Annotated in this window: 9 protein-coding genes; all 9 read left to right on the forward strand. The window is 64.2% G+C overall.

The features are described from left to right. Positions 1-58 precede the first annotated feature (58 nt). Complete coding sequence (locus DKB74_RS01520) at positions 59-2278, forward strand: S9 family peptidase (RefSeq protein ID WP_109806347.1); 2220 nt, start codon at positions 59-61, stop codon at positions 2276-2278. A gap of 100 nt (positions 2279-2378) precedes the next feature. After that, entirely contained in the window at positions 2379-4307 is a 1929-nt protein-coding gene (dxs, locus tag DKB74_RS01525; protein ID WP_109806348.1) for a 1-deoxy-D-xylulose-5-phosphate synthase, read from the forward strand. An 883-nt stretch (positions 4308-5190) separates the two neighbouring features. Further along, the gene (locus DKB74_RS01530) at positions 5191-5928 is read left to right on the forward strand and encodes a TlyA family RNA methyltransferase (protein ID WP_109806349.1); all 738 of its coding nucleotides are present in this window, start codon (positions 5191-5193) and stop codon (positions 5926-5928) included. A 114-nt stretch (positions 5929-6042) separates the two neighbouring features. Further along, positions 6043-7119: an efflux RND transporter periplasmic adaptor subunit gene (locus tag DKB74_RS01535; protein WP_420822395.1), complete on the forward strand. Its 1077-nt coding sequence runs from the start codon at positions 6043-6045 to the stop codon at positions 7117-7119. Further along, positions 7119-10232: an efflux RND transporter permease subunit gene (locus DKB74_RS01540; protein ID WP_109806351.1), complete on the forward strand. Its 3114-nt coding sequence runs from the start codon at positions 7119-7121 to the stop codon at positions 10230-10232. The genes DKB74_RS01535 and DKB74_RS01540 overlap by 1 nt, the downstream gene beginning before the upstream one ends. Next, entirely contained in the window at positions 10232-10783 is a 552-nt protein-coding gene (locus tag DKB74_RS01545; RefSeq protein WP_420822388.1) for a TspO/MBR family protein, read from the forward strand. The genes DKB74_RS01540 and DKB74_RS01545 overlap by 1 nt, the downstream gene beginning before the upstream one ends. Positions 10784-10811: 28 nt before the next feature. Further along, positions 10812-11111, forward strand: a complete 300-nt coding sequence (locus DKB74_RS01550) for an accessory factor UbiK family protein (protein WP_109806353.1) — start codon at positions 10812-10814, stop codon at positions 11109-11111. Between the two features lie 105 nt (positions 11112-11216). Further along, positions 11217-11717, forward strand: coding sequence for a type III secretion system chaperone family protein (locus DKB74_RS01555; RefSeq protein WP_109806354.1), 501 nt, complete (start codon positions 11217-11219; stop codon positions 11715-11717). Beyond that, entirely contained in the window at positions 11714-12547 is an 834-nt protein-coding gene (proC, locus tag DKB74_RS01560; protein ID WP_109806355.1) for a pyrroline-5-carboxylate reductase, read from the forward strand. Before DKB74_RS01555 ends, proC begins: the two co-directional genes overlap by 4 nt. Positions 12548-12626 lie beyond the last annotated feature (79 nt).

Below are 12626 nucleotides of genomic sequence, written 5' to 3' on the forward strand. Positions count from 1 at the left end.
GCAAGGCCCGACTTTCGCCATGAAGCCTGCCGAATGCTGCCGGTGAGGGAGTATCGGCATGCGGCGTTCACTTTGCATCTTTTTAGGCGCGCTTGCGGCGGTTCTGATTTCGCCGACACAGGCGCAGATATCGCCGCGCCACTCGCTCACGCTGGACGATGTGCTCGATATTCAGCGGATCGATCGCGCGACTCTGTCGCCCGACGGCTCCGAAGCTGCGGTGGTGGTGGTGCGTCCGGCACGAGCGGGCGAAGTCTATGGTCGCACCGACTATGAAACCGATGTCTCTCGCGCTGACATCTGGCTGATCGACACACGCACCGGTGCACGGCGCGCGATCACGGACGGCAGCGGCGATGCGGCGGGCAGCTGGTGTGCCAGCTGGTCGCCGGACGGGCAGCGACTGGCGTTTCTTTCCACGCGTCCGGAAGCGGGCGAGCCGCGCGGCGGCGACAATGTGCGCCTCTATGTCTGGGATCGTGCGACAGGGCGTGCGACGCGCGTCGCAGACGCGGCGGTGATGACGCAGACGCGATATGGCAGCGCGATCGACCGGCTCGATCTGCGCGGCGGCGCCGGAGCGTCGGGCGGCGCCCATGCGTGCAATTTGCGGCAAGAGAATGCGCCGTTTCTCTGGCTCGATTCGCGCCGCCTGCTGGTCGCGACGCTGCCCGAGGGAGCGGTCTCGGCACTGATCGACCAATATGGCCGCCCCTTTGCCGAGCGCGCGCGCAGCGCTGCGCGGCTGCGCGAGGGCCGCGAGCCGACGCTGCTTGCGCTCGGCAGCGGCGATGCGCGCGTTGCCGGCGACGAATCGGCGAACCGGGTGATTCTGCGGATCGCGGACGTAGCGCGCGGAACAGTCGAAACGGTCGCCAGCGTTCCGACCTATCCGTTCCGCAGTGCGCTCAGCGTCTCTGTTGCGCCCGACGGGCGGACGGCGGCAGTGCTGGCGACGCTGCGCGCGCTTGCGCCGGTCGCGGATCGCGATTTTCCCAATGACTGGAACGACGACTGGCTGGTCGAGCGGCGGCTGGGATTCGTGTCGCTACGGTCCGGGGCGGGCGTTCGCTGGATTGAAGCTCCGCCCGAGGCACGCTTGCCGATCGCGCTGGGCGACTGGCGGGGCGACGGCATTGCATTCACTGCGCGGTCCGACGCGTTCGCGGCGGATGCAACATGGTTCGTCGCCAGCGCAAATGGGGAGGTCCGGCCAGCGGCAGATGCCCCGGCAACGCCGACCGAACACCGTTTCAGCTCCCCGACCCGTGGCGAATTGCTCGATGACCGCCCCGATCGGGACACCGTGTTGTGGAGCGAGAGCGGTCGCACCGGGCTTGTGCTCCATCTCACCAACCCGAGCGACGGCGCCACCCGCGACCTGCTTACCCTCGACGGCCATCTTGCCGAAATCGACTGGGGCGATCTGCGCCTGATCGACTACACGCTGGCCGATGGCGCGCAACGCAGCGCTATCGCGGTTCTTCCGCCCGGATATCAGCAGGGGCGACGCTATCCGACGCTGGTCTGGATTTATCCCGGCTATCGCGTCGTCGACATCGATCATGACTTGTTCACCGACCCGTTTCTGCCGGGCTTCTATAACCTCCAGCTCTATGCGGCCCGTGGCTATGTCGTGGTGGTGCCCTCCATGCCGCTCGAGTCGCGAGACGGGCTTTACGCCAGCCTTCCCGCCATGGTGCTGCCCGCAGTCGACCGGATGATCGAACTGGGCATTGCCGATCCCGAACGCGTTGGCGTGTTCGGCCAGAGCCTGGGTGGCTATGGCGTCTATGCGCTGATGACGCAGACGGATCGGTTTCGCGCCGCCGTGGCGATTGCCGGAATCAGCGACGTGGCGCATGTCTATGGCGCGCTCGATCCCGGCGCGATCGGCTATCCCGGAATCGCACATGAAAAAAGCCCGAACTGGACGATGACCGGCCAGTTCGGGCGTGCCGCGCCGCCGTGGCGGGATCGCGAAGGCTATGACGCGATCTCGCCGCTGCGCGAAGTCGATACAGTGACCACGCCGCTTCTGATGATCCACGGCGATCTCGATACGCGCGGCACGGCTGACCAGGCCGAGCAGTTCTTCTTCGCGCTGTACCGGCAGGGCAAGACGGCCAGGCTGCTGCGCTATTCGGGAGAGAGCCACGGACTGCGCCAGTCGCCGGCGAACGTCCGCAGCATCCTTGCCGAGACGATGGGATGGTTCGACGCCTATCTGGCGCCGGCCGCCGCCCCGGCATCGGGCGATGCGACCGAGCGCGACTGATCGCCGGTTGCGGCGATTTGCACGCCCGAGGGAAATCTGCACGGAAATTTGACGGGTCGAACCGTTCGACTTGTCGGATCGAGTGGAGTAAGCAGGCGTGATGGTTGACGTTCCTGAGACGCCGTTGCTCGACACGGTGCACACTCCCGAAGACCTTCGAAAGCTGAAGCCCGCCCAGTTGCGGCAACTTGCCGACGAATTGCGCGCCGAAACGATTTCTGCGGTCGGGGTGACCGGCGGCCATCTCGGTTCCGGCCTTGGCGTCGTCGAACTGACCGTCGCGATCCATTATATCTTCAACACGCCCGAGGATCGCCTGATCTGGGACGTCGGGCATCAATGCTATCCGCACAAGATCCTCACCGGCCGGCGCGATCGCATCCGCACGTTGCGGCAGGGCGGGGGGCTTTCGGGTTTCACCAAGCGCACCGAAAGCGAATATGATCCGTTCGGCGCCGCGCACAGCTCGACGTCGATTTCGGCGGCGCTGGGCTTTGCCGTCGCCAACAAGCTGAATGACAGGCCGGGCAAGGCGGTTGCAGTGATCGGCGACGGCGCGATGAGCGCGGGCATGGCCTATGAGGCGATGAACAATGCCGAAGCCGCCGGGAACCGACTGGTCGTCATCCTCAACGACAATGACATGTCGATCGCACCGCCGGTCGGCGGGCTTTCCGCCTATCTCGCGCGGCTGATTTCCTCGTCCGAATATATCGGGCTGCGCAGCCTGGCGAAGAAAGTGACCAAGAAGCTTTCGCGCCGCGTCCATAAGGGGCTGGGCAAGGCGGAGGAATTCACGCGCGGCATGGTGACCGGCGGGACGTTGTTCGAGGAACTGGGCTTTTATTATGTCGGCCCGATCGACGGGCATAATCTCGACCATCTGATCCCGGTGCTGGAAAATGTTCGCGACAGCGAGCAGGGGCCGATCCTGGTCCATGTCGTGACGCAGAAGGGCAAGGGCTATGGCCCGGCCGAGGACGCCGCCGACAAATATCATGGCGTCCAGAAATTCGACGTCATAACCGGCGCGCAGGCAAAGGCGCCTCCCGGGCCGCCCAGCTACCAGAACGTCTTTGGCGAAACACTGGCAAAGCTCGCCGAAACCGACGACCGCATCGTCGCGATTACTGCCGCCATGCCGTCGGGCACGGGTGTCGACAAATTCGCCAGCGCGCATCCCGCGCGCGCATTCGATGTCGGTATTGCCGAGCAGCATGCCGTCACCTTTGCCGCGGGTCTGGCCGCGCAGGGCATGCGGCCTTTCTGTGCGATCTATTCCACCTTCCTGCAGCGTGCCTTTGATCAGGTGGTGCATGATGTCGCCATTCAGAACCTGCCGGTGCGCTTTGCGATCGACCGCGCCGGGCTGGTCGGCGCCGACGGTGCGACGCATGCGGGCAGCTTCGACATCACTTATCTCGCGACGCTTCCCAACTTCGTGGTGATGGCCGCTGCCGACGAGGCGGAACTGGTCCATATGACCTATACCGCTGCCGAATATGATGCCGGGCCGATCGCGGTGCGCTATCCGCGCGGGTCGGGTGTCGGCGTCGCGCTCCCCGAAACGCCGGAAAAGCTGGAAATCGGCAAGGGGCGCATCGTCCGCGAAGGCAAGAAGGTCGCGATCCTGTCACTCGGCACCCGGCTTGCCGAGGCGCTCAAGGCCGCCGACACGCTCGATGCCAAGGGGCTTTCGACCACCGTCGCCGATCTGCGCTTTGCCAAGCCGCTCGACGAGGCGCTGATCCGCACATTGCTGACGACGCACGAAGTCGCGGTGACGGTGGAAGAAGGTGCGATCGGCGGGCTTGGCGCGCATGTGCTGACGATGGCGAGCGACGCGGGGCTGACCGATGGCGGCCTCAAGATCCGCACCATGCGCCTGCCCGATATCTTTCAGGACCACGACAAGCCCGAAAAACAATATGAAGAAGCCGGCCTCAACGCCGAGCATATTGTCGAAACGGTGCTCAAGGCGCTGCGCCACAATGCGCCCGGGGTGGTGGAAGAGGGCGCTCGGGCCTAGCTGGACATATATAATTGGCGGACTGTTTTGTCTTAATTGAAAGATATGGGAACAGGAAGACACCGGCTTCACTTCGCGGTGAGCATTCGGGCTGCCCCTTCTGCTTAAGGAGGGGTGAGCCATTTCCGGAAGATGGCGAGCAGGCCCTATTTTTAGCTGGCGCCAAAGCTGGCCAAGTCTTTCGCGTAGGAGAATTTCTTCTTCAGAGCGACCATGATTTGGTCACCCCACTTCCACTCGTCCCCATTCCCCAATGGTCAGTGCCGTTTGACCTTCGAACTTCGGCTATACTCGATCACATGGCAGTATGGTTTTGCGATGAAGGATTGATAGGGGACAGTTTCTTCTGGTCTTGCTCCAGCGTTATAACTGCTGCTTGGGTATGCTGGAGGAAGCGAATACCACTGACTGGAAGTGAGGCAGCTAGGCTGTTCATTTCCCATGGCATGCCTCACGACTTGCAGAAACGCGCTGAGGAGGAGTTTGAGTTCGCATTTGAGGCAATGGTCGCGGCAGCTCAACGGCGACCAATCAAGAAGCTGAGGAGCACCGAGGTAATGCGCGATCAATGGTTTGAGGCAATGCGCCAATGGGGGAAATAACTCACGGTAGGCCGGGCGCCGCTCTAGGGGGACGTCGCCCGGCCACGCCCGCAGGATCAACATAGGCGTTCGTGGTCGCTGTGCCAGCATCGTGCGCCGATCCGGCGCGGGGATGCGGCAGCCGGAGCCGGAGTGCGCGCTGCCGACACGCATCCGTTCCCGTCCCGATCTCCCGCCAAGGCTGTGTTCGCGCGGACCGACATAATGCCGATTTCGATACATGGCTTCCGGCGCCGCTCCGCACTTGCCTCGACCCCATCGGTGCGGGCAGAGGCTGGCGCATGGCAAAACAACGCGCAGACCAGATGCTTGTCGATCGCGGGCTCGTCGAAAGCCGCACGCGCGCGCAGGCGCTGATCATGGCGGGGCTGGTCTATGCGGGCGACCGCAAGGTGGAAAAGGCGGGGCAGACGCTGCCCGACGACACGCTGCTCGACGTGCGCGGGCGCGATCATCCCTGGGTTTCGCGCGGCGGGATCAAGCTGGCGCATGCGCTCGATCATTTCGCGCTCGACCCGGCGGGGGGCGTCGCGATCGATGTCGGATCGTCGACCGGTGGCTTCACCGACGTCCTGCTGAGCAAGGGCGCGATCCGCGTCTATGCAGTCGACAGCGGCACCAACCAGCTCGCGTGGAAATTGCGACAGGACGACCGCGTCATCGTCCATGAACAGACCAGCGCGCGGATCCTGACCCCCGATCATATTCCCGAACCGATCGACTGGGTGGTGTGCGACGCAAGCTTCATCTCGCTTGCCAAGGTGCTGGAAGTGCCGCTGGGTTTCGTCAGACCCGGCGGGCAATTGGTCGCGCTGATCAAGCCGCAGTTCGAAGCCGGGCGCGAGGAAGTGGGCAAGGGCGGCGTGGTCCGCGATTCCGCGGTTCACGAACGCGTATGCCGCGAAGTCGCCGACTGGCTGGAGCGCGCAGGATGGGATGTTGCCGGGATCGTGCCCAGCCCGATCACCGGCCCCGAAGGCAATGTCGAGTTCCTGATCGCGGCGCGCAAACGCGCCTGAGACGCCCGTGTCGGCGACGCAGTGCCGTGGAGTTGCCGTTCGCGCTCGTTTTTCGCTGCTATCGGCTTGCGTTTCGTACTGCGGCAGCATAGCGGCGAAGCTATCGCCATGCACATTCGATCCTTCGCTTTTGTCGCCTTTCTGGCTCTGACCGCGTGCGGGAACGGGGCCGATGCGGGCAAGGGCGCGCGCCAGCCTCCGCTGGTGGGAGTCGCACCGGTTTCGACCCTGCGTTTCGTCGATCGGATCGAAGCGGTCGGCACTGCCCGTGCCAATGAACAGGTCACGCTGGCGGCGCCGGTTACCGAGCGGATTGAGCGGCTCAATTTCGACGATGGCGATTTCATCCGGCGCGGCCAGGTGGTTGCGGTGCTCGCGTCGGGACAGGAAGGCGCGCAACTCGCCGAAGCCGAAGCGCGCGCGCATGAGGCGCAGCAACAACTGACACGGCTTGAATCGCTTCAGGATCGCGGTTTCGCGACCTCGAGTTCGGTGGACGCGCAACAGGCAGCGGCGGCGCAGGCGCGCGCGCAGGCGCAACAGGCGCGCGCATCGATCGGCGACCGCGTGATCCGCGCGCCCTTTTCCGGATGGGTGTCGCTGCGCACCATTTCGGCGGGGGCGGTCGTCACCGCCGGCACCGAAATCGCCCAGATCAGCGATATTTCGCGGATCAAGCTCGATTTCGCCGTTCCTGAAACGCTGCTCTCCCGGATCGCGCCGGGCCAGACGATCGAGGCCCGCGCCGAAGCCTATCCCGACCAGCCGTTTCGCGGCACCATCGCCAGCATCGATCCGGTGCTCAGTCCCGAAACGCGCGCGGTCACCGTGCGCGCCATCCTGGCCAATGGCGACAATCGGCTGAAGCCCGGCATGTTGCTGACCGTCACGATCGAATCGGCTTCGCGCAACGATCTGGCGGTGCCCGAACTGGCGATCGTCGGTGAGGGCGACCGCAGCTTCGTCTTCGTGGTCGAGGACGGCAAGGCGAAGCGCGTGCCGGTGACGACAGGCGTGCGGCAGGACGGGATGGTCGAAATTCTGTCGGGGCTGTCCCCCGGGCAGCGGGTAGTGACCGAGGGCGTGGTCAAGATCGCCGATGGCATGACCGTCCGGGTCGCCGGGACGGCCAATGCCGAACCGGGCAATTCCGCCGCCGCCAATACGACGACAGCGGCCGAACCGGACTGATGCAGCTATCCGACCTGTCCGTCCGCCGTCCGGTGTTCGCTTCGGTGGTCGCGATTCTGCTGGTCATATTCGGCATCGTTGCTTTTTCCAGCCTGTCAGTGCGCGAATATCCCGATACCGATCCGCCGATCGTGTCGGTGGATACCAGCTATACCGGCGCTGCCGCCAATGTGATCGAAGCGCGGATCACGCAGGTGCTGGAGGAACGGCTTTCGGGGATCGAGGGCCTGCAGACCATATCGTCCGAATCGCGCGACGGGCGTTCGGACATCACGCTGGAATTCCGCCCCGGCCGCGATATCGACGCCGCCGCCAATGACGTTCGCGATCGCATCGGCGGCGTTGCCGATGACCTGCCCGACGAAGCGCTGGCGCCCGAAGTGCGCAAGGTCGATTCGGATGCGCGATCGATCATGTTCATCACCATTTCGCGCCCCGGCTGGTCGCAACTGGCGCTGTCGGACTGGGTCGACCGCAATCTGGTCGACCGGTTCTCGACCATCGATGGGGTTGCGCGCGTCTATATCGGCGGCGACGCGCGTCCATCGATGCGGGTGTGGCTGAAACCACAGAAACTGGCGGCGTTCCAGCTGACGGTGGGCGATGTCGAAAGCGCGCTGCGTAGCCAGAATGTCGAATTGCCCGCAGGACGCATCGAATCGCAGCAGCAGAATGTGACGCTGCGCGTGCAGCGGCCCTATGAAACCCCAGAGGCTTTTTCCCGGCTCGTCGTGGGGCGCGGACCCGATGGCTATCTCGTCCGGCTGGGGGATGTCGCGCGGGTCGAGGAAGGGCCCGAAGATCCCTATTCGCTGTTCCGCCTCAACGGCCAGTCAACGGTGGGTCTGGGCATCATCCGGCAATCGGGCGCCAACACGCTGGCGGTGGCCGAGGCGGCCAAGCAGAAGATGGCGGAAATTCAGCCCGATCTGCCTCAGGGCATGGTGCTGGGGCTGGGATCGGACGATTCGCTGTTTATCGACCGCGCGATCGAAAAGGTCTGGCACACGCTCGCCGAAGCGGCGGTGCTGGTGGTGCTGGTCATTTTCCTGTTTCTCGGTTCGTGGCGTGCCACGCTGATCCCGGCAGTGACAGTGCCGATCTGTCTGTTGTGCAGCTTTGCAGTGCTGTGGATCGCGGGATTTTCGATCAATCTTCTGACATTGCTCGCGCTGGTGCTCGCCATCGGTCTGGTGGTCGATGATGCGATCGTGGTGCTCGAAAACGTCTATCACCGGATCGAAGAGGGCGAGCCGCCGCTGGTTGCCGCCTTCCGGGGGACGCGCCAGGTGGGCTTTGCCGTGATTTCGACGACGTTGGTCGTCTGCGCGGTGTTCGTGCCGGTATGTTTCCTTGCCGGGCAGACGGGATTGCTGTTCCGCGAACTGGCGGTTGCGATGATCGCGGCGATCGGTTTTTCGGGTTTCCTCGCGCTCAGCCTGACGCCGATGCTCTGTTCCAAGCTGCTGCGTGTGGAAAAGCGCGGGCGGCTGACCGGCTGGGTCGATGATCGCTTCCGGTCGCTGGAGCGGGTTTACGGTCGCTGGCTCGATCGCGCGCTCAATCGTCCGCTGCTTCCCGTGCTCGGGACGATCCTGTTTCTGGGGATCGCCGCCTTCGCCTTTTCGACGCTCAAGTCCGAACTGGTGCCTGCCGAGGATCAGGGCGTGCTCAACGCCAGCATCTCGGCACCCGAAGGCACCGGGTTCGCGCAGATGGACCGCTATATGACGCAGGTGCAGGAAAAGCTCCTGCCGCTGCTCGATCAGGGGGCGGTCCGTACCGTCATCACGCGCACGCCCGGCGGCTATGGTTCGAGCGACGATTTCAACAGCGGGATGTTCATCATCTTCCTGAAAAACTGGGAGGACCGCACGCAATCGACGCAGGATGTGGCGAACCAGGTGAACCGCATCATTGCCACCATGCCCGCCGTTCGCGGCAATGCCCAGGCGCGATCGGCATTGGGCCGCGGGCGCGGGCAGCCGATCAACTTCGTGCTGGCGGGCAGCAGCTATGACGATCTGGCCCGTGCGCGCGACCGTATCCTTGCCGCGGCTGCCGACAATCCCGGCATCATCAATCTCGATTCCGATTACAAGGAAACCAAGCCGCAGCTGCGCATCGATGTGAACACCACGCGCGCCGGCGATCTGGGCGTGTCGGTACAGGCGGTCAGCCAGGCGCTGCAGACGCTGCTCGGTTCGCGCCGCGTCTCGACCTATGTCGATCGCGGCGAGGAATATCGTGTGATCATGCAGGCCGAAGCGGACAGCCGTTCGGCGGTATCCGATCTGGGCAATATCTATGTTCGCGCCCGCGACGGCGGGCTGGTGCCGCTTTCCAATCTGGTGACGACGCGACAGGCGGCCGGGCCGCGCGAGCTGGGCCGTTTCAACAAGCTGCGCGCGATCACGCTGTCGGGCAGTCTGGCACCGGGCTATGCGCTGGGCGATGCGCTCGCCTTTCTCGAGGCGCAGGCGCATGCCTCGCCTGAAGTGACTGCCGTCGGGTATCGCGGCGAAAGCCAGGCCTATAAGGAAACGGGCAATTCGATCCTGATCGTGTTCGGGCTCACCATCCTGATCGTCTATCTGGTGCTTGCCGCCCAGTTCGAGAGCTTCGTCCATCCCACGGTCATCGTCACCACCGTGCCGCTGGCGGTGGGCGGCGGGCTGATCGGGCTCGCTTTGTTCGGCCAGACGCTCAATCTCTACAGCCAGATCGGCATCGTCATGCTGGTCGGGCTGGCGGCCAAGAACGGCATTCTGATCGTCGAATTCGCCAATCAGCTGCGCGACGAGGGGCTGGCGATCGCCGATGCCATCCGCAAGGCGGCTTCGCGGCGTTTGCGCGCGATCCTGATGACGTCGATCGCAACGGTCGCGGGCGCGGTGCCGCTCGTCACTGCCGGGGGCGCCGGCGGCGCCGCGCGTGCGGCGATCGGCGTGGTTATCATATCGGGTGTTTCGCTTGCCACGATGATCACCCTTTTCCTAATCCCCATTCTCTATAGTAAGCTGGCGGGGCGCACGCGTTCGCCCGAGGCTGTGAGCCGCGAACTGGACGCAGCGCTCGAAACGCCGGCAGCGCAGGGAGGGTCGCAAGGTTGATGGAAATCGCATCCAAGGGTCAGTTGCGTTTGGCGTATCTGCGGTGGGCAGTGGTCACCGTGCCCTTCATCCTGCTGCTGGGGTTCACATCGGCGCGGCTGGTGCCGAGCGGATCGGAAAACAACTGGTATCGCCAGCTGGCGAAGCCGGAAATGCTGCCCGAAGACTGGGTGTTCCCGGTCGCCTGGACGCTGATCTATATCCTGCTGGGTCTTGCGCTGGCGATGATCATCAATGCGCGGGGATCGCGGCTGCGCGGTCCTGCGCTGGTGGTGTTCGCAGTGCAGATGGGGCTGAACCTGCTCTGGACGCCGCTTTTCTTTGGCGCGCATCAGGTGGTGCCGGCGCTGATCGTCATTGGCGCATTGCTGGTCACCGTGCTGATCACGATGCTGTTATTTGCCAGGATTCGCATCGGCGCGGCGCTGTTGCTGGTACCCTATCTGGCATGGCTGGGTTTTGCGGGAACGCTGCTGTGGCAGATCCACCAGCTCAATCCCAACGCCGAAAGCCTTGTACCATCGCATGCGAGCGACCAGATTCAGCTGTGATACCGCCAATCAGGCGCTGGAGGAATTAATGCAGAGCGACAACCGGATTTTCGACGACTTCGTGAAGTTCGTGAACGGAGCGGCCGGAACCATGGCCGGCATGGTGCGCGAAGGCGAGGCGGCGACTCGCGAACGCGCCCGCGAATGGATCGGCGGGCTCGATTTCGTCAGCCGCGAGGAATTCGACGCGGTGAAGGAAATGGCCGCCGCCGCGCGCGACGAAGCTGATGCGCTCAAGGCGCGGATCGCCGAACTCGAAGCCCGGCTGGGCGGTGCCGCAGCCGCGAAGCCCGCGTCGCGTGCAAAGAAAACTGCCCCCAAGGATTGAACGGCTTTTCCACAGCTTTTCTACAATATGAGTAACACTGTACTTGTGCGGTATCGCGGCGCCGTGCACCCTTGGTGCAGCATGGCAGCCGCGCAGAGGAACTGAATGCTGGAAGAAGCCGATTTCGACCGCGATGACGCTGCGCCCATCGATATGCTGGAGAGCTATTTCTCTGCGCATGGGTGGCAGCATGAGCGCGACGATGATGAAATCGTCGCCAAGGTAAAGGGCAGCTGGGCGCCGTATGAGCTTCGCGCAATCTGGCGCGAGGATGATGGCGTGCTGCAATTCCTGGCGTTTCCGGACATTCGCGTGGCGGATGACCGCCGTGCGGTGCTGTATGAAACGATCGGGCTGGTCAATGAACAGCTGTGGATCGGGCATTTCGAACTCTGGTCGCAGAGCGGCATCCTGTTGTTCCGTCACGCGGCCATGGTCGACGGTGACGAAGCGACACTTTCTCTCGCCCAGGCGGAACTCCTGGTCGAGAGCGCCATTGATGAGTGTGAGCGCTTCTATCCGGTGTTTCAGTTCGTTCTTTGGGGCGGCAAGAGCCCGGCTGAGGCAATCGCAGCTGCATTGATCGAAACACAAGGCGAGGCATGACCGAGAGCGGAAACGCAACGAACCCCGAACTTCCCAAGTCCATCTGGCTGATTGGTTGCGGCAACATGGCTGGCGCGATCCTGCGCCGATGGGTGGATGCCGGCATGGACCCGGCCATTTTCACGGTAATCGATCCGGGCGAGCCGAAACTGCCGGCCGGTATCACGCATGTCGCCGAACCACCCGCAGGCTGGCCCGAAGCGATGTTGCTGGGCGTCAAGCCGCAGATGCTCGACAAGGTTGCGCCGCTCTACACCGATGTCGATCGCGGCGGAAAATTGCCGCTGCTTATCTCCATCCTGGCGGGCGTCGAGGAATCGGCGCTGGCGCGGCGGTTCGATGCCGATGCGGTGGTGCGGCTGATGCCGAACCTGCCGGTCGCGATCGGCAAGGGCGTGGCTGGCCTCTACAGCAGCAACGCCGATACTGCGCTGCGCGACAAGGTGTCGGCGCTGATGGACCCGCTGGGCCTGGTCGAATGGATCGACAATGAACAATTGTTCGACGTCGTCACAGCGCTGGCCGGCAGCGGGCCGGGTTTCGTCTATCGCGTGATCGACGCGCTTGCCGAAGGCGCGAAGGCGCTCGGCCTGCCCGGGGATCAGGCGCTGCGCATGGCCACCGCCACGGTCGAAGGGTCCGCGACGCTCGCGGCCAATGCCGACGAAACCCCCGGCGAACTGGCCGACAAGGTGGCGAGCCCCGGCGGGTCGACTCGCGAAGGGCTCAACGTGCTCGACGCGGATCAGGCGATTCAGAAGCTGATGACCGCGACGCTGGCTGCCGCAACCAGGCGCAATCAGGAACTGGCGGCCGCCGCGCGCGACTGACCCGCACGGCAATCCGGACGCGCGCGGAACGACGGCTTGCGCCGTCGGTTATAGAGGCGTGCTCCAAACAGGAGGGAAG

Source organism: Stakelama portus, assembly GCF_003171655.1.
Taxonomy (GTDB): Bacteria; Pseudomonadota; Alphaproteobacteria; order Sphingomonadales; family Sphingomonadaceae; genus Sphingomonas; species Sphingomonas portus.

Coding starts and splice junctions, on each gene's coding strand:
- DKB74_RS01520 (WP_109806347.1), top strand. CDS start 59: ATGCGGCGTTCACTTTGCATCTTTTTAGGCGCGCTTGCGGCGGTTCTG.
- dxs (WP_109806348.1), top strand. CDS start 2,379: ATGGTTGACGTTCCTGAGACGCCGTTGCTCGACACGGTGCACACTCCC.
- DKB74_RS01530 (WP_109806349.1), top strand. CDS start 5,191: ATGGCAAAACAACGCGCAGACCAGATGCTTGTCGATCGCGGGCTCGTC.
- DKB74_RS01540 (WP_109806351.1), top strand. CDS start 7,119: ATGCAGCTATCCGACCTGTCCGTCCGCCGTCCGGTGTTCGCTTCGGTG.
- DKB74_RS01545 (WP_420822388.1), top strand. CDS start 10,232: ATGGAAATCGCATCCAAGGGTCAGTTGCGTTTGGCGTATCTGCGGTGG.
- DKB74_RS01550 (WP_109806353.1), top strand. CDS start 10,812: ATGCAGAGCGACAACCGGATTTTCGACGACTTCGTGAAGTTCGTGAAC.
- DKB74_RS01555 (WP_109806354.1), top strand. CDS start 11,217: ATGCTGGAAGAAGCCGATTTCGACCGCGATGACGCTGCGCCCATCGAT.
- proC (WP_109806355.1), top strand. CDS start 11,714: ATGACCGAGAGCGGAAACGCAACGAACCCCGAACTTCCCAAGTCCATC.